At 60.4% G+C, this 18,384-nt stretch carries 15 protein-coding genes; 9 read left to right on the forward strand and 6 right to left on the reverse strand.

Annotated elements, in window-relative coordinates:
* Positions 1-68: 68 nt before the first annotated feature.
* The gene (locus CAL20_RS14435; protein ID WP_094821811.1) at positions 69-704 is read right to left on the reverse strand and encodes a DUF4136 domain-containing protein; all 636 of its coding nucleotides are present in this window, start codon (positions 702-704) and stop codon (positions 69-71) included.
* Positions 705-901: 197 nt separating this feature from the next.
* Here CAL20_RS14435 and pepN point away from each other — a divergent pair, with 197 nt between their 5' ends.
* Both pepN and CAL20_RS14445 read left to right on the forward strand, forming a co-directional pair.
* The gene (gene pepN / locus CAL20_RS14440; RefSeq protein WP_094838178.1) at positions 902-3,613 is read left to right on the forward strand and encodes an aminopeptidase N; all 2,712 of its coding nucleotides are present in this window, start codon (positions 902-904) and stop codon (positions 3,611-3,613) included.
* A 111-nt stretch (positions 3,614-3,724) separates the two neighbouring features.
* Positions 3,725-4,750, forward strand: coding sequence for a class 1 fructose-bisphosphatase (locus tag CAL20_RS14445; RefSeq protein WP_094821813.1), 1,026 nt, complete (start codon positions 3,725-3,727; stop codon positions 4,748-4,750).
* A 665-nt stretch (positions 4,751-5,415) separates the two neighbouring features.
* Here CAL20_RS14445 and CAL20_RS14450 read toward each other — a convergent pair.
* The 4 genes from CAL20_RS14450 to alaC form a co-directional block, all read right to left on the reverse strand.
* Positions 5,416-5,637 (reverse strand): YgdI/YgdR family lipoprotein, encoded by a 222-nt coding sequence (locus CAL20_RS14450; protein WP_094821814.1) that lies wholly within the window; start codon positions 5,635-5,637, stop codon positions 5,416-5,418.
* 146 nt (positions 5,638-5,783) lie between these two features.
* A complete protein-coding gene (gene thrC / locus CAL20_RS14455; RefSeq protein WP_094838179.1) occupies positions 5,784-7,193 on the reverse strand; it encodes a threonine synthase in 1,410 nt (469 codons plus the stop codon).
* A gap of 52 nt (positions 7,194-7,245) precedes the next feature.
* On the reverse strand, positions 7,246-8,550 hold the full coding sequence (locus tag CAL20_RS14460) for a homoserine dehydrogenase (RefSeq protein WP_094822118.1): 1,305 nt from the start codon (positions 8,548-8,550) through the stop codon (positions 7,246-7,248).
* A gap of 115 nt (positions 8,551-8,665) precedes the next feature.
* A complete protein-coding gene (alaC, locus tag CAL20_RS14465) occupies positions 8,666-9,853 on the reverse strand; it encodes an alanine transaminase (RefSeq protein WP_176456521.1) in 1,188 nt (395 codons plus the stop codon).
* Positions 9,854-10,035: 182 nt separating this feature from the next.
* Here alaC and CAL20_RS14470 point away from each other — a divergent pair, with 182 nt between their 5' ends.
* From CAL20_RS14470 to pdxA, 4 genes are all read left to right on the forward strand, one after another.
* The gene (locus CAL20_RS14470; RefSeq protein ID WP_094838180.1) at positions 10,036-10,494 is read left to right on the forward strand and encodes an Mth938-like domain-containing protein; all 459 of its coding nucleotides are present in this window, start codon (positions 10,036-10,038) and stop codon (positions 10,492-10,494) included.
* On the forward strand, positions 10,491-10,955 hold the full coding sequence (locus tag CAL20_RS14475) for a peroxiredoxin (RefSeq protein ID WP_094821818.1): 465 nt from the start codon (positions 10,491-10,493) through the stop codon (positions 10,953-10,955). Before CAL20_RS14470 ends, CAL20_RS14475 begins: the two co-directional genes overlap by 4 nt.
* Before the next feature lie 57 nt (positions 10,956-11,012).
* Entirely contained in the window at positions 11,013-12,689 is a 1,677-nt protein-coding gene (locus CAL20_RS14480) for a PhoH family protein (RefSeq protein WP_094838181.1), read from the forward strand.
* Positions 12,690-12,847: 158 nt separating this feature from the next.
* Positions 12,848-13,828, forward strand: coding sequence for a 4-hydroxythreonine-4-phosphate dehydrogenase PdxA (gene pdxA / locus CAL20_RS14485; protein WP_094838182.1), 981 nt, complete (start codon positions 12,848-12,850; stop codon positions 13,826-13,828).
* An 80-nt stretch (positions 13,829-13,908) separates the two neighbouring features.
* Here pdxA and CAL20_RS14490 read toward each other — a convergent pair whose 3' ends face one another.
* Entirely contained in the window at positions 13,909-14,706 is a 798-nt protein-coding gene (locus CAL20_RS14490; protein ID WP_094838183.1) for a FadR/GntR family transcriptional regulator, read from the reverse strand.
* Between the two features lie 84 nt (positions 14,707-14,790).
* On the opposite strand from CAL20_RS14490, the gene CAL20_RS14495 reads away from it, so the two are divergent.
* From CAL20_RS14495 to CAL20_RS14505, 3 genes are all read left to right on the forward strand, one after another.
* On the forward strand, positions 14,791-15,771 hold the full coding sequence (locus CAL20_RS14495; protein ID WP_094821822.1) for a 2-hydroxyacid dehydrogenase: 981 nt from the start codon (positions 14,791-14,793) through the stop codon (positions 15,769-15,771).
* 27 nt (positions 15,772-15,798) lie between these two features.
* Positions 15,799-17,259 (forward strand): NAD-dependent succinate-semialdehyde dehydrogenase, encoded by a 1,461-nt coding sequence (locus CAL20_RS14500; protein WP_094821823.1) that lies wholly within the window; start codon positions 15,799-15,801, stop codon positions 17,257-17,259.
* A gap of 141 nt (positions 17,260-17,400) precedes the next feature.
* Complete coding sequence (locus tag CAL20_RS14505; protein ID WP_094838184.1) at positions 17,401-18,303, forward strand: NAD(P)-dependent oxidoreductase; 903 nt, start codon at positions 17,401-17,403, stop codon at positions 18,301-18,303.
* Positions 18,304-18,384 lie beyond the last annotated feature (81 nt).

Consider the following 18,384-nt stretch of genomic DNA (forward strand, 5'->3'; position numbering starts at 1 on the left):
TCCGACATATTCACATCTGGATTATTTCCATTCACTCCAGGCCGATTATTGCTGTTAATGGAAAACAGTTAACGATTAATGGGATATTCGACTTCGCGCTCCGAGCCATTATTTCCGGGAAAATTGTCGAATATTGCCCGCGTTAAATAAGGCATCGTGCGTACGAGATCCTCCCGGCCACTCAAAATATAGGCCGACGAACGGTAAACTTCCGCCCCCTTGTTGGCGTTGTCGTAAATTTCAACCGTCAAACGATTACGATAGGCAACGGTCGGCACATCTACCCAGGTAGGCCCCCAATAGCCCGGGCCCCACCATGGCGGCCCATAAAAGCCGCCAAACCCGCCATAGAAATACGGGTCGTACGATTGCCGGGTCATGACTTGAGTTTGTTCGGTGCCGTATTTGAATGACACATTAAACCGAGCTGAGGCGCCTGGTTGCGCTTCGACCAGACCCGTAGGCCCGATACTGGCGCGCATCGAGTCCTGGTAAGCCTGATATTCGAGATTATTCGCCTGGCCGGGCGTGGCGTCCACGAACCGGTAGGTGGCACCGACCACATCAGAGGGCCAATGCTGGAACGAGGTCACCCTGGCCTGTACTGTCGGGGTGGCGCATCCCGTCACCAGAATGGTCGCTGACAACACGGTGGCCACACCCGCCAGACGGCACAGGCCTAGCCATTTGCGGGATTCAAACATAGCGGGTCTCCTAATGAGGCCCCAGGGCCGGACGCGGATCCGTCCAGCGTTTCCGTGGGCACACGAAACTCATCATACCTGGGCAGACTTCGACACTTCTGGCGAGCAAAAGTTTTTCAACTGGATATTTCTGTCCACCGAATGCCTGGCGGGGTACTACTACAATAGGGCATTACCTATTCTGATCCGATCTAGGCATGCGCACCGAAACGCCTGTAACCGTATATCGCAAAGATTATCAGCCCTACCCCTACGCCATCCCGACGGTGGCCCTGGCGTTCGACCTGGATCCCGAAACCACCCTGGTGCATAGCACGCTGCGCATTGAGCGCAAAGCAGACGCGCCGGCCAATGCCCCACTGGTCCTGGATGGCGCCGAACTCGAATTGGTGTCGCTGCATGTCGATGGCAAACCCTGGCCGACCGAGCAGTACACGCTGGATGATGCGGCCTTGGTGTTGTCCAATCTGCCGGCCCAGGCGACGGTCGAGATCGTCAGCCGCTGCCAGCCCAGCGCCAACTCCACCCTGATGGGTCTTTATGTATCGGGCGGCAATTTCTTTACACAATGTGAGGCCGAGGGCTTTCGCCGCATTACTTATTTTGCCGACCGACCCGACGTCATGTCGCGCTATCAAGTGACCTTGCGAGCGGGCGACGCGTACCCGGTGCTGCTGTCCAACGGCAACTTGCTATCCACGCGTACCCTGCCCGATGGCCGCCAGGAAGCCCACTGGGAAGACCCCTTTCCCAAACCTTGCTATCTCTTTGCCCTGGTGGCCGGCCAGCTCACGCACCGGGAAACCACCGTCAAGACGGCATCCGGGCGCCCTGTCCTGCTGCAAGTCTATAGCGATCCAGGCTCCGAAGACCGCACCGAATGGGCGCTGGAGTCCCTCGTACGTGCGTTGCAATGGGACGAAACCCGATTTGGGCTGGAACTGGATCTGGACCGCTTCATGGTGGTCGCCGTGCGCGACTTCAACATGGGCGCCATGGAAAACAAGGGCCTGAATATCTTCAACGCCGCCTACGTGCTGGCCGATCCGCACACGGCGACAGATGCCAATTACGAAGGCATTGAGGCGGTCATTGGCCATGAATATTTCCACAACTGGACGGGCAACCGCGTCACGTGCCGCGACTGGTTCCAGCTCAGCCTGAAAGAAGGCCTGACGGTTTTCCGTGACCAGGAGTTCACCGCCGATATGATGGCTCGGGGATTGGACGCAGCGGCTGCAGCCAGCGCCCGTGCCGTCAAGCGCATAGATGACGTCGTGACGCTGCGCGCGGCCCAGTTCCCCGAAGACGCGGGCCCCATGGCCCACCCGATTCGCCCGGAAAGCTACCAGGAAATTGGCAATTTCTACACCGCAACGGTGTACGAAAAAGGCGCCGAGGTCATCCGGATGCAGCATACGTTGCTGGGCGCAGACGGCTTCCGTGCCGGGATCGACGAGTATTTCCGCCGTCACGATGGCCAGGCGGTGACGTGCGACGATTTCGTCGCCGCCATGGAGTCGGTCTATACCCGTTTGAACCCGGGCCGGGACTTGTCGGTATTTCGTCGTTGGTATCGCCAAGCGGGTACGCCTCGCGTCGCAGTAACTCTGGATTACGATGCCGCGGCACAACGCTGCACTGTGACGCTGAGCCAAAGCTGCCCGCTGGTCGGCGTGGAAAAACGCGCAGGCGGCGACTATGTCAAAGCGCCTTTCCACATCCCCTTTGCGCTGGGTTTGCTCGACGCCGAGGGACGCGCCCTGCCGTTGCATCTCGACGGCGCCTCGCAGCCACAGGACACAGCGCTGCTGGAACTGACCGAGCCCCGTCAGCAGTGGGTATTCGACAACGTTCCCGCTAAACCGGTCCCTTCATTGCTGCGCGGTTTTTCGGCGCCTGTCATTGTGGAGTACGACTGGACGGACGAAGAACTCGCGCTGCTTTCTGCCCACGACCGCGACCCGTTTGCCCGCTGGGAAGCCGGCCAGGAACTGGCAACTCGGCAGATTTTGGCCCTGGCGGCCCAGCATCAGGCGGGTGCGCCGCTCCAGGTCAACACCGGTTTTATCGACGCGTGGCGCGCTTTGCTGACTGATCCGGCCTTGGATGCGGGCTATCGCGCGCGCGCTTTGGCTTTGCCCTCGGAAAAGACCCTGGCAGAGCGCCAGGAAGCCATCGATCCTCCTGCCCTCGCTGCCGCCCGGGATTTCCTGCGCAGGGAATTGGGACGGCAACTGGCGACGCAATGGCGCGAGGCTTTCGACGCCAACCAGACGCCTGGCGCCTATAGCCCCGCTCCTGGCCCCGCCGGCCAGCGGGCCCTGAAAAACCAGGCGCTCGGCCATTTGATGGCCGCCGGGGTCGAGGGTGCGCAGGCGCTGGCCCAGTCGCAATTCGACCAGGCGGGCAACATGACCGACAGCTTGGCCGCGCTCGGGACGCTCGTGAACTACGCCCCTGGCGAGGTTGCAGCGCACGCGCTGGACACGTTCTATACGCGCTGGAAGGACGATCCGCTGGTCATCGACAAATGGTTCATGCTGCAGGCGACTGCCTTGAGCAGCAATGTCGATAGCGTGCGCGCGCTGATGAATCACCCCGCATTTACGCTGCGCAACCCGAATCGCGCTCGCGCGCTGGTTTTTCAGTTCTGCCTGAACAATGCGCGCGGCTTGCATCGAGCAGATGGCGCTGGTTACGACTACTGGGCCGAGCAAGTCCTGGCACTCGACGCCCTGAACCCTGAAATCGCTGCCCGCCTGACGCGTGCGCTGGATAACTGGGCACGCTTTGTGCCTGAATTACGCGCCCCCATGCAAGCGGCGCTGCAACGCGTGCGCAACCACACCGGCTTGTCACGCAATGTGCTGGAGATCGTATCGAAAGCCTTGGAGTTTGCGGCTTAACACCACGTCACCGAGGGCCCGGATATTCCTGCCCTCGGTCTTGCCCCCTGCCTGCTTATTCGCGGCAGTTTGTGCGGCCCACCTGTTTTACGTTGATTACGGAGACCCCTCTTGAAACGCAAAACCCTCACCCAATACCTGGTCGAGCAGCAACGCTCTGCCCAGGCCCTGGCTCCGGAAGTCCGGCTGCTCATCGAAGTCGTGGCTCGCGCCTGCAAGGCCATCAGCCATGCGGTCAGCAAAGGCGCGCTCGGTGGTGTGCTCGGTGCCCTGGAATCGGAAAACGTCCAAGGCGAAGTTCAGAAAAAGCTCGATGTGCTGTCCAACGAAATCCTGTTGGAAGCCAACGAATGGGGCGGCCATCTGGCGGCCATGGCTTCCGAGGAAATGGAAACCATCCACTTGATTCCGAACCGCTATCCCAAGGGCGAATATCTGTTGTTGTTCGATCCGCTGGACGGCTCGTCGAACATCGACGTCAACGTCTCGATCGGCACGATTTTCTCGGTCCTGCGCGCTCCGCATCGCGTGGCCGGCGCGGACGAAGTCTGCGAACAGGATTTCCTGCAACCGGGCAATCAGCAAGTCGTCGCTGGCTATGCGGTGTATGGGCCGCAAACGATGTTGGTGCTAACGATTGGCAATGGCGTTGTCGGCTTTACCTTGGATCGCGAGATGGGTTCGTGGGTGTTGACGCATGAAAACATCCGCATTCCCGAGGACACCAAGGAATTCGCGATCAATATGTCGAACATGCGTCACTGGGCACCGCCGGTCAAACGCTATATCGACGAATGCCTGGCCGGCAAAACCGGGCCTTTGGGCAAAGACTTCAACATGCGTTGGATCGCCTCGATGGTGGCGGATGTGCATCGCATTCTGACGCGTGGCGGGATCTTCATGTATCCCTGGGATGCGCGTGAGCCGGGCAAGGCGGGCAAACTGCGCTTGATGTACGAGGCTAATCCGATGAGCTGGATTGTCGAGCAGGCGGGTGGCGCGTCGATTGACGGTAATCAGCGGATTCTCGATATTCACCCGGAGAAACTGCACCAGCGAGTTAGTGTGGTGTTGGGGTCGAAGAATGAAGTCGAGCGTGTGGGGCGGTATCACGCTGAGGCGTCTGCGGGGGCTTGATGGGAGGACTCTGCGGCGTAGAGGATATGGCGCGTAGGAGTTCTTGAAACGCCGGGGGTTGCCATGTAAAGGCTGCGCCGGCCCTATCGTCCGGTCTGGTCGCCTGCGCGACCAGACTGCCCTTCGCCATCCTCGCCAGGCGGGGCGGCTGGGCAAACTCGCTCCGCTACGCTGCGCTCAAACATGCCCAGCCGACTGCCCCCCGCCTGACAAGGATGGCTCGGCGGACTCAACGGGCCGGCGCAGCCTTTACATGGCAACCCCCGGCTCGCGTTATCTGCACATCATGGATGATCTGCGCTCACCGGGTTTACGTGATGAGCATCATCACTAATCGGACGGCCGTAGTGTGTCGTCAAGCGCGGCAGCGTGCAAACCTCCATCAGCCAGCATCCGCGGCATGCTTCACTGTGAGTCCCTGTCGGGCGCCTGGAAGCCACACCGGGCCGTCGAGCCGCGATTTAGCCCGCGAAGCGGGCCGAGGCCCCTGGTCATGGGCCGAGTCGCGGCGATAGGCCCGGTGTGGCTTCCAGGCGCCCGACAGGGACGTCTTCACAGAGAAGACCCATGCATCTAACCGACTGGCAGATTCGAATCGCATAAACGCATACAAAAAGACCCAAGCAACTACTCGCTCGGGTCTTCTTTAATACACAAAGCCAAGACTACTTAACTTCTTCGATGGTCTTCACATCGTCTTTGTTGACTTGTACTCTCTGGCCGTTTTTGTCGTACTCGTAAAAGCCAGTGTCCTCGTTATATTCAGGCTTGTCAGAAGTCATAACCTGACTGCCATCGCGCTTTTGGATCACTGAGGGCGTTGAGCAGCCAGCCAAAACAGCGATTCCAGTAATGGTCGAAGCGAGCATCAGGGTCTTGAATTTCATATAGTGGTAACTCCGTCAATCTTGAACGAAGCTTCACTTTAGGCCGTAACCCTGCCCATTCCGTGACCGGATGTGGTCAAAATGCATAAGTCTGTAATGACACCGCCCCTAACGAGGCGGCGTCATAAAACAGCCTGCAACGCCTCTTACACCTTGGCGTGCGCCTCAATGTAGCGTCGCACCAACTGTGCGTCGCAATCCATGACCTCGACCCGCTGGGGCAAGGACTCCAGGTCGGCCAGGGGCGCAGGGGGTTCGACCCTTTTACCCAGGGCCGCTTCGATGGTTTCGGAAAATTTCGCGGGCAAGGCGGTTTCCAGGACCAGCATCGGTACGCCGGGTTCCACATGCTCGCGAGCGACTTTCACGCCATCAGCGGTATGGGGATCGATTAACACGCCGGTTGCCTCATGCGTGGTGCGAATCACAGACAAGCGATCGTCGTGCGTACTCGTGCCCGCCACGAAGCCATATTGTGATTCGAATGCAGGTTTGAGCGAGGACAGATCGAAATGACCATCGCGGGCGAGGTCGGCCCACAGTGCCTTGATGCGTTGCGGATCGCGCCCCACCAGGTCGAACACAAAGCGCTCGAAGTTCGATGCGCGCGAGATGTCCATGGAGGGGCTGGAGGTAGCGTAGGTATGCTCTGCGCCGCGAGGACGGTATATGCCCGTGCGGAAGAACTCTTCGAGCACGTTGTTTTCATTGGTGGCCAACACCAGACGGCGTACGGGCAAGCCCATGCTGCGGGCGATGTGACCCGACAGGATGTTGCCGAAATTGCCCGACGGCACGGCGAACGAGACTTGTTGGCCGCGGCCTGTCGTGGCGCGTAACCAGCCGTGGAAGTAGTACACGACCTGTGCAGCGATCCGCGCCCAGTTGATGGAGTTCACCGCGCCCAAGCGATATTGGGTCTTGAATTGCAGATCACCGGCCAGCGATTTGACGATGTCCTGAGCCTCGTCGAACACGCCGCGCACAGCGATGTTATGAATGTTTTCGTCTTGCAGCGAATACATCTGCGCGCGTTGGAACGCGCTCATGCGGCCATGCGGCGACAGCATGAATACCGATACGCCGCGCTTGCCGCGCAGGGCATATTCCGCAGCCGAACCGGTATCGCCGGAGGTTGCGCCCAGGATATTCAAGGTCGCGCCACGTTGCGTCAGAACGTACTCGAAGACTTGGCCAAGGAACTGCATGGCCATGTCTTTGAAAGCCAGCGTGGGACCTTCAGACAAGCCCAGCAGTTGCAGGCCGCCATCCAGCGGACGCAAAGGCACTATGTCTGCAGTGCTGAAGACGCCTTCGCGATACGCGGCATGCGTCAAACGACGCAGGTCGTCGGCGGGAATGTCGGTCGCAAATGTCGATAGCACCTCGAAGGCGAGATCGGCGTAGGACAGGCCTCGCCAGGATTCGAGCGTGTCGGCCGAGATTTGCGGCAGCGTTTCGGGAACGGCCAACCCGCCATCGGGCGCCAAGCCCTCCAGCAGGATGTCGGTGAACGCTTGCGGCGCCATGCCGCCGCGTGTGGAGATGTATTTCATCGGGAGCCTCGAGAAACCTCGATATTCGTACCGGAAAGATAAGGGAACACTGTCAATTCAAGGTCTCTACGCGCAGGCGCGTGACGCTGGAACGTACAAACGGCAGTTGTTCGATGCTGTGGATGGCTTTGTCTACGTTGCCCTCGGTGGCCTCATGCGTCAGGAAAATGATGTCGGCGCCACCGATGTGCGAGGGTTGCTGGATCATCGAGCCGATGGAGATCTCGCGATCCGCCAGCACACGTGCGATATCGGCCAGCACGCCCGGCTGATCGTCGACGCGCAGACGCAGGTAATACGATGTGCTGATCTGATCGATAGGCAGAATAGCCAGGTCAGACAGCGCGTCAGGCTGGAATGCCAAGTGCGGAACGCGGTTGCCCGGATCAGCGGTATGCAGACGCGTCACGTCAACAAGATCCGCGACCACGGCGGACGCGGTGGGCTCCTCGCCTGCGCCCTGGCCGTAGTACAGCGTCGGGCCGACGGCATCGCCACGGACCAGCACGGCATTCATCGCACCCTCGACATTGGCGAGCAGACGCTCGGCCGGTACCAGCGCAGGATGCACACGCAGCTCGATGCCGTCTGCACGACGCTTCGTGATGCCCAGCAGTTTGATGCGATAACCCAGGCGTTCGGCGTGGGCGATGTCTTCTTGGGCGAGCTGCGAGATGCCTTCGATGTACGCTTTGTCGAATTGCACCGGCACACCAAAAGCCAGCGAGGCCAACAAAGTGAGTTTGTGGGCCGCATCGACACCCTCGACGTCGAAGGTCGGATCAGCCTCTGCATAGCCCAGGCGTTGCGCCTCTGCCAAGACCTCGGCAAAAGGCAGCCCGCGCGAACGCATTTCAGACAGGATGAAATTCGTGGTGCCGTTGATGATGCCAGCCACCCATTCGATGCGGTTGGCGGTCAGCCCTTCGCGAATGGCCTTGATGATGGGGATACCGCCCGCGACGGCGGCCTCGAACGCTACCATCACGCCTTTGGCGGATGCCGCGGCAAAGATCTCGTTGCCATGCTTGGCCAGCAAGGCTTTGTTTGCGGTAACGACATGCTTGCCGTTTGCAATGGCTTCGAGCACCAGTTCGCGCGCGAGCGTGTCGCCGCCAATGAGCTCGACCACGATGTCGACATTGGGATCGCGGACCAAGGCCTGCACGTCAGTATCCACAGGAAGGGCCTCGCCGATACGGCCGCGCGCCTTGGCTACGTCACGCACGGCGATCCGGCTGATCTCGATGCGACGGCCGGCACGGCGGGCGATTTCTTCGGCGTTGCGAGTGAGCACGCTCCAGGTGCCACCGCCCACGACACCTAAGCCCAACAGGCCAATCTTGATGGGTTTCAGGTCGGCGCCCGGATGAACTGCCCCGGAGGCGGGCTGGGTACTTGCAGCGTTTGTCATTTCCAATTTCCAGAATGCGATGGCTGGTCTGTGATGCCGGGATCGGCAACAACCAGGTTTATTTCAACAAGCCGTCCTTGCGGAACATTTCTTTGATACCCCGCACGGCTTGGCGCGTGCGTTGTTCGTTTTCAATCAGGGCAAAGCGCACATACTCGTCGCCGTACTCGCCAAAACCGATGCCCGGCGATACGGCAACCTTGGCGTCAGACAGGACGCGCTTGGAGAATTCCAGGGAACCCATGGCCCGGTATGGCTCGGGAATCTGCGCCCAGATGTACATGGATGCCTTGGGGATCTCTACATTCCAGCCGGCCTCGTGCAGCCCGCGCGCCAGCACGTCCCGGCGATTGCGGTATTGCTCGACGACCTCGGCGACGCAGTCCTGTGGGCCGTCCAGGGCGGCAATGGAGGCCACCTGAATCGGCGTGAACGTGCCGTAGTCGTGATAGCTCTTGATCCGCGCCAGCGCGTTGACCAGATCGCGATTGCCGACCATATAGCCGATGCGCCAGCCAGCCATGTTGTAGCTTTTGCTCATGGTAAAGAACTCGACCGCGACATCGCGAGCGCCCGGGACCTGCATGATGGACGGCGCGACATAGCCGTCAAAACAGATATCCGCATAGGCCAGATCATGTACGACGAGGATGTCGTGCTCTTTGGCCAGCGCCACCACGCGTTCGAAAAATGACAGGTCGACACATTGCGCAGTCGGATTGCTGGGAAACCCGAGAATCATCATCTTGGGCTTCGGGATCGACTCGCGAACCGCGCGCTGGAGTTCTTCGAAGAAATCCACACCCGGCGTCATGCGCACCGAGCGGATATTGGCGCCGGCGATTACCGCGCCATAAATATGGATGGGATAGCTAGGATTGGGCACCAGCACGGTATCGCCGCGATCCAGCGTCGCCAGCATCAAGTGCGCCAGGCCCTCTTTCGAGCCGATGGTGACGATGGCCTCGCTATCCGGGTCGAATTCGACATCATAGCGGCGCTGATACCAATCACAGATGGCTTTGCGCAGACGCGGAATGCCCTTGGAAACGGAATAGCCATGGGTGGTAGGCCGCAACGTGGCCTCGACCATCTTGTCTACGATATGTTTGGGGGTGGCGCCATCAGGGTTGCCCATGGACATATCGATGATGTCCTCGCCCCGCCGGCGGGCGGCCATCTTGAGCTCGCCGGTGATGTTGAACACATACGGGGGCAGACGCTCGATGCGGGAGAACTTCCTCATAGGGAACCATTCCTTGGTATGGGGCGGGGTGCCGCGGATTTGCAGCGCAGCAAAACTTAGTAATCTAGCGCATGCAGGCCCCGTCGGCAAATTGACACGTTCTGTCCCTCTACTCGTAGATACCCTGCCACAAACCGACATCCCGATGCGCTATTATCGGAAGCATCAAGTTGGAGTTTTTATTGAAGCTGCACACCGACCCTGCATCGGCCCTGAATACCGTCACCGCCTACGGTGATGGGTACATTGAAGTCAACCAGGTACGATTTTCCCATGCCGTCGCCTTCGGCCCCGAAGGCACGGTCTCTGAATGGCCTGTCCAGGCTGCCGCGGACATCACCGCGTCCCTTTTGCAACAGGCCGCCGGGCTCTCCGAGGCCAAGCGCGATCCGTTGGCCTTTCTGGACGAACCCGAGAGCGGCACGCTGGCCAAGGGCACGGGCCCCGAAGTCCTGCTCGTCGGGACGGGAGCCCGGCAACGCCTGCTGAGCCAAGACGTCCTGCGCCCGCTGTTGGCGGTCGGCATTGGCGTCGAAGTCATGGACACCCAGGCCGCCGCCCGCACGTACAACATCCTGATGGCGGAGGGCCGGCGCGTGGTCGTCGCCCTGCTGCCGCCCCAAGGAGATCTCCCCACATGACCACGCTCATCGGCAAACCCGCCCCTCTTTTTACCGCTGAAAGCACCATCGGCCCGATCAGCCTGGAACAATGCCAGGGTCGCGCCGTCGTGCTGTATTTCTACCCCAAGGACAACACCCCGGGCTGCACGACCGAGAGCCAGAATTTCCGCGACCTGCATCCCGAGTTCCTCGATGCCAGCACCGTCGTCATCGGCGTGTCGCGCGACTCGCTGAAATCGCACCAGAATTTCCAGGGAAAGTACGAGCTGCCCTTTCCTCTCATCGCGGACACCGATGAGACCGTCTGCAACCTATACGGTGTCATCAAGCAGAAGAACATGTACGGTAAACAAGTACGTGGTATCGAACGCAGTACGTTTCTGATCGACGCGTACGGTCGGCTGGTCCAGGAATGGCGCGGGGTCAAGGTGCCCAATCACGCCAACGAAGTCCTGCAAGCTGCCCGCAGTATTGGTTAAGTCTGTCTGAGCATCATCGTCAGGCGCTAGAGCCGGCCAACCAGGAGAACCCCCTATATGCCGCTACCCAAGTTGCCCTCCCGACCCGCAGCTATCCTGACATTCCCCTCGGGCGAGACCGCCCGACCCAAAGCCCGCCCCAGCAAAGCTGCGGGAACGGCACCCTCGGCACGCGCCGAGGCGGTCAACACCCTCCCTGTACAACCCGAACTAGACGGCCTCAAATCGCAGGCCCACGCACCGGCGACGGTGCCCAGTATTGCCCCAGCCCCCGTAGCAGCCAAGACGCGCGCACCGCGCGCTGCCAAGCCCGCCGCCCCGGCCCGCAAACCCAAGGCGCGCGCCCAATCCGCCGTACGCAAGCTGTTCGTGCTGGACACCAACGTCCTGCTGCATGACCCGAGCTCGCTGTTCCGCTTCGAGGAACACGACATCTTCCTGCCCATGATGACGCTCGAAGAGCTCGATCATCAAAAGAAAGGCATGTCCGAGGTCGCCCGCAATGCGCGCCAAGTCAGCCGTTCGCTGGATGCGCTGGTCAACGATGCCGAGCAACTGGACGAAGGACTGGAGCTCAGCGCCCTAGGCAACAAGGACGCCACCGGCCGGTTGATGTTCCAGACCACGGCGATCCACAGCACCCTGCCCTCGGATCTGCCGATGGGCAAGGCAGACAACCAGATCCTGGGCGTCGTGCGCGCGCTGCAAGAAAAATTCCCGCAGCGCGAGGTGGTGCTGGTGTCCAAGGACATCAACATGCGCCTGAAGGCCCGTGCCCTGGGCATGGCCGCCGAGGACTACTACAACGATCACGTTCTCGAAGACTCGGATCTGATGTATTCGGGCGTGATGCAATTGCCCGAAGATTTCTGGAATCGCCATGGCAAGGACGTCGAGTCCTGGCAACAAGGCGGCACCACGTTTTACCGTATCCATGGCCCGCTGTGTTCGCAGTTCATGGTCAACCAGTTCGTGTATTTCGAAGGCCAGATGCCGCTGTACGCGCAAGTACGTGAGGTCAGCGGCAAGACCGCCGTTCTGGCCACCCTGCGCGACTATACCCACGGCAAAAACAACGTCTGGGGCATTACCGCACGCAATCGCGAGCAGAACTTCGCCATGAACCTGCTCATGAATCCCGACTGTGACTTTGTGTCGCTGCTGGGTCAGGCCGGTACGGGCAAAACGCTGTTGGCGCTGGCAGCCGGGATCACACAAGTCCTGGAAACCAAGCGCTATACCGAAATCATTATGACCCGCGTGACGGTTCCGGTCGGCGAAGACATCGGCTTTTTGCCGGGCACCGAGGAAGAAAAAATGCTGCCCTGGATGGGCGCATTGGAAGACAACCTCGACGTGCTCAACATGAACGACAGCGAGGGCGGCGCCGACTGGGGTCGCGCTGCAACGATGGATCTGATCCGTTCGCGGATCAAGGTCAAATCGCTGAACTTCATGCGCGGCCGTACGTTCCTGAACAAATATCTGATCATCGACGAAGCCCAGAACCTGACGCCCAAACAGATGAAGACATTGGTTACCCGGGCGGGCCCGGGCACCAAGGTCGTCTGCCTCGGCAACGTGGCGCAGATCGATACGCCATATCTGACCGAAGGCAGCTCGGGCCTGACGTTTGTGGTGGACCGGTTCAAGGGTTGGCCACACGCGGGGCACGTCACGCTGCAACGTGGCGAGCGTTCGCGTCTGGCGGATTACGCCGGCGACGTGCTGTAACGACTACTGCGTCTGGTGCGCATCGTGAGCAGCCCCTTCTACGTCAGAGGGGGCTGTTCCATTTCATGCTGATCACACCGGCCGCCAAGAGGCGTACTATGCACGCAAAGCACTGCGATGCCTGCTAGCTATCACCTTCAAATTACCGTCCACCTATCATGTCTGAATTGCTTCCTGTCGGCATTACCATGGGCGATGCCGCCGGCATCGGTCCGGAAATCATTGTGAAAGCCTGCGCACAAGGTTTACGCGCACCTGTGGTCGTCTACGGCGATGCAGGAGCGTTGCGCCATGCAGCCGGCCTGCTCGGCGCCAGGATGGAAGTTATGGACATTGCAAACGCCAGCTTGGCCAGCGGGACGCCGGGCCGTATCGAAGTCATTCCCTGTAGCGCTCCCCTGCCGCCGGACCTGCCTATTGGAAAAACCAGCGCAGCCGCCGGGCAGGCTGCCTACGACTATCTGTGCGCAGCCATCGACGATGCACAGGCAGGCCAGATCCGCGCCATCGTCACCGCGCCATTGAGCAAGCATTCCATGCATCTGGCCGGCATCGATCAGCCGGGCCACACCGAAATCCTGGCAGAGCGGTCAAACACTACCGATTTCGCCATGATGCTGGCCAATGATGAGTTACGGGTGCTGCTGGTGACCATCCACATGGCGTTGGCGGACGTACCCAAGGCCATCACGCCCCAAGCCGAGCTTCGCGCCATTCGCCTGGCCGATCTGGCTTGCCGGCAAATGAGCATTGCGCGCCCCCGCATCGCGGTGGCCGGACTGAATCCTCACGCCGGCGAAGACGGGAAATTCGGCCGCGAAGACCTGGATGTGATCGCGCCGGCGATCCGTCACGCACGCGCCGAGGGATTAGAGGTTTCCGGCCCCTGGCCCGGTGACACCATTTTCATGCGGGCGCGTCGCGGTGAATTCGATATCGTCGTGGCGCAATATCACGACCAGGGCTTGATCCCGGTGAAGTACCTGGGCGTTGATCATGGGGTCAATGTGACTGTTGGACTGCCCTTCGTACGCACCAGCGTGGATCACGGCACCGCTTTTGATATTGCCGGTAAAGGTATCGCGGATCATTCGTCGCTGGTTGCAGCGTTTGATCTGGCGCTGGCCATGACGCCGTAACTGCTGGGCCTTCGACACGGCCGCTGGCCAGTAGCCGGTTGACTGGCTTGACTGGCTATCGCCCTCCCCACGGCCGGCCATCAGGATGCCGACTTGCTTTTCCTCAGCTCCGACGCCAATCGAGTACGCGCCAATCTGCCAGCCGCCGCGCGATTCGATCCCTGCCAATATTCCGCGTCGACATTCTGTATGCGAGTCGCGGTGCTGAGCATGTGGTGAAAAGCCGCGGCCCTGGCGGCCTCGACATCTCGCCTCTCGATGGCGGCCCGTATTGCCTCGTGTTCGTTACGCACCTGATTGGCCAACTGCTCCTGGCGCGCTTCGTTGCCACGCGTCACGCGAATAGCATCCTTCAACGCGCGCGTCAGCATCCCCAGCAGTTCGGGATAATGCGGATTACCGGTCGCCTGCGCAATCGCGATATGAAACGCCAGGTCCTCTTCCACCCCATCGCCATTTTTGGCGACAGCGTGATCTATCTCCGCCAGCGCCTGATTGATACGCACCATATCTTGGTCGCTGCGCCGCTCGGCCGCTAATGCGGCCATTTCCGCCTCCAGCCCACGACGCAGCTCGATGATGCGCAACACCCCGCGCGCGGGATCCTCGTCCGGCGTGCCCAACCGGAACACATCGCTGGACGCCGGATCCAGCACCACCGTGCCGCTGCCCTGACGCGTATCCACCAAGCCCGCGGACTTCAAGCGCGAAATCGCCTCCCGGATCACGGTACGGCTCACGCCATACTGCTCCATCATGAATTTTTCCGTAGGCAGCCGGGCGTTGACGGGATACGCGCCACGCCGGATTTCCTGCGCCAGCATATCCGTCAGTTGATCGGATAGCGTCCTTTCAGGGGTTGTTTTTTTTTCGGGCATGGCTGGGTTAACGGATTCCCTCTTGACAAATTCGTCGTACAAATTGATAGTACCAAAAAATAGACGAAGGAGGCATTGCAGGAAATGGCAGTCACTGCGACCAAACCCAAGGCATATCTATGCCGCCGTTTTCCGAAAGCGATCGAAGCCGCTTTGGGCGAACGCTATCAGCTTCAGGTCAATACGGACGACAGCATTTTGCGGCCGGAACAGATCGCGCAATCCGCGCAGGGATCCGAAATCCTGTTTGCCAGCGCGACCGAGCAAATCAACGCGGATGTGCTGCGCCAGCTGGCCCCTACGCTGCGCTATGTCGCCACGCTGTCCGTGGGATACAACCACATCGATATGGCGACGGCTCAAGCGCTGGGAATCGGCGTCCTGCATACGCCCGACGTGCTGAGCGACGCTTGCGCAGAGATTGCCATGATGCTGATGCTCAATGCCTGCCGCCGTGGATACGAGGCAGACCGCATGGTCCGTACCGACAGCTGGCCCGGATGGAGCCCCACCCAACTATTGGGCCTGGGCTTGAAAGGCAGACGGGTGCTGATCTTCGGCATGGGCCGCATCGGCAGGGAGATCGCCACCCGGGCGCGTGCCTTTGGGATGGAAATCCATTACCACAATCGCCGCGCGCTAGCCGACGATCTGGCCCAGGGCGCGATCTATCACGCGGACTTTGACGACGGCCTGCGCAATGCCGACGTACTGGTCATTGCCGCACCGGGTTCGCCTGAACTGAAAGGCATCATCAACGCAGAACGCATCGCCCAACTGCCCGAAAACGCCGTAGTGATCAACATTTCACGCGGCGAGCTGGTTGACGACGACGCCCTGATCCAGGCCCTGTCCTCAGGCAAGCTATTTGCTGCGGGCCTGGATGTCTACGCCAACGAACCGAATATCGACCCACGCTACCGTGAATTGGACAACGTGTTTCTGACCCCGCACATCGGCAGCGCCACACACGAAACCCGTGACGCCATGGGATGGCTGCTGATCAACGGCCTGGACGCCCTGTACCAAGGCACGACTCCCGACAATTTGCTCGGCACGCGCTGAGATGCCCTTTTTTCATGAGGTTATCCAATGAATTTGCAACGACCCTCTCTATTTCGCCAACAATGCTACGTCGGAGGAAAATGGATCGACGCCTCCGGCGGCAAGACCATTGACGTCACCAACCCCGCCGACGGCTCCGTCCTCGGCACCGTCCCATCGCTGACGCAGCAGGACGTACGCCAAGCGGTCGAGGCGGCAAACAAGGCGCTGCCCGCATGGCGATCCATGGCTGCCAAGCAACGCTCACAGTTGATCCGCCGCTGGTTCGACTTGTGCATGGCGAACCAGGAAGACCTGGCCACACTGCTGACTTTGGAACAGGGCAAACCGTTGAAAGAATCGCGCGGCGAGATTGCCTACGGTTCGTCGTTCCTGGAATGGTTCGCAGAAGAAGCCAAACGCGTCTATGGCGACATCATTCCCGCCGCCTCGTCCGATCGCCGTATCGTCGTGATCAAGCAGCCTGTCGGCGTCGTCGCCGCCATTACGCCGTGGAATTTCCCCAATGCAATGATCACGCGCAAAGCCGGCGCGGCGCTGGCTGCGGGCTGCACCATCGTCATCAAGCCAGCGACGGCCACGCCCTATTCCGCCCTGGCTCTGGCCGAATTGGCAGAAGAAGCAGGCATTCCCGCAGGCGTGCTGAACGTCGTGACGGGCAGCTCGGGCACGGTCGGTGGTGAACTCACCAGCAACCCACTGGTGCGCAAACTATCCTTTACCGGCTCGACCAGTGTCGGCAAATTGCTGATGGAACAATGCGCCGGCACCATGAAAAAAGTCTCAATGGAGCTTGGCGGCAATGCGCCTTTCATCGTGTTCGATGACGCGGACCTGGACTTGGCCGTGGCTGGCGCCATGGCTTCGAAATTCCGCAATGCCGGTCAGACCTGCGTCTGCGCCAATCGGATTTTCGTACAGGACGGGATTTATGATGCCTTTGCCGAGCGCCTGAAACAAGCCGTGCTGGCACTGAAGGTCGGCGACGGTCTACAAGACAGCATAGACCTGGGTCCGCTGATCGACCAGGCCGCTATCGACAAGGTACAGGAGCACGTCGATGACGCGCTCGCAGGCGGCGCCACCGCATTGACCGGCGGCCGCGCCCATGCATTGGGCGGCCTGTTTTATGAGCCATCCATCCTGGTCAACGTCTCGCGCGACGCCAAGCTCATGCAGGAAGAAACCTTTGGCCCGGTCGCGCCGCTCATTCGATTCAGTACGGAACAAGAAGTCATCGACCTGGCCAACGACACGCCGTTCGGCCTGGCTTCTTATTTCTATACATCGGACTATAGCCGCGCCTGGCGCGTGTCCGAGGCGCTCGAAACCGGCATCGTAGGTTTGAACGAAGGCATCATCTCGACCGAGCTAGCCCCGTTTGGCGGCATCAAGGAATCCGGCGTCGGCCGCGAAGGCTCCAAATACGGCGTCGATGATTATGTCGAGATCAAATATATCTGCGCGGGCGGCCTGGGCAAGGCCTGAGCGCTGCCCCGACACCAGGGCAAAGCGCGACTCGCCCTGCACATAGAACCCTCATACCACCCACACCCGACGAGGCCCGCAGCCTGATGGCTGCGCCTCGTTCCTCCCCGGCAGTCATGTCGGGGTTTCTCGGAGCAATGAATGACATCCAATAAACCGCAAATCGGACTGATTGGCGCCGGTCTGATGGGATCGGGCATCGCGGCCAGCCTGCTGCGCAACGGTTTCCCCCTGACCATCCTCGAACATGCGGGCAACCAGCCGCTGGACAAACTGCTCGCGGCCGGCGCAAAAACGCTGCCGAAGGCGTCGGCGTTGGCCGCCGCGGCAGACATTCTGATCATATGCGTCACGGGCTCGCCCCAGGTCGAGGCCGTACTGTTTGACGCGGACGGCGCGTTGCAAGGCCTGCGTCCCGGCAGCACGGTGATCGACTGCTCGACTGCGATCCCGTCTTCCACACGCAAAATCGCTCAAGCCGTCCAAGAGGCGGGCTGCGATTTCCTGGATGCCCCGATGACGCGCACGCCCAAGGAAGCAGCAGAGGGCCGGCTGAACCTGATCGTCGGCGGCGACAAGAACGTCTTTGAAAAATGCCTGCCCGTGCTGCAGAGCTACGCCGAAAACATCGCCTACGCGGGCGGCGTGGGCAGCGGCCATCAGATGAAATTGCTGCACAACTACGTGTCGCTGGGCTTTTCCGCAGTCTTGGCCGAGGCCGCCGCATGCGCCCGTCAGGCGGGCACCGATCCAAAAGTGTTCTGCGACATCCTGGCCGCAGGCGGTGGCGGCGGCGTGGTGCTCAATCGACTGCGCCCCTACATCGAGTCGGAAGACTCATCGGGTTTCGTGTTCTCTATTTCCAACGCGCTGAAGGACATGGGCTACTACTGCACCATGGCTGAAGAACAAGACTCGCACAATGCCCTGGCCAACGGCGTCAAACGCTTGTATGAGCAGGCAGCGGAGACGGGCCTGAGCCAATCGCCCGTCCCTACGCTGGTCAGCTATTTGGCTACATCGCCGACAGGCACGGCGAAATAGTCGCAACGTCCTACTGCAGTACCCGACAGGTTTGATTAACGTGCCCCTGGCTGCAGGCTTCATAGAGCCTCTAGCCAGGGA

It is taken from the genome of Bordetella genomosp. 4 (assembly GCF_002261185.1).
Taxonomy (GTDB): domain Bacteria; phylum Pseudomonadota; class Gammaproteobacteria; order Burkholderiales; family Burkholderiaceae_B; genus Bordetella_A.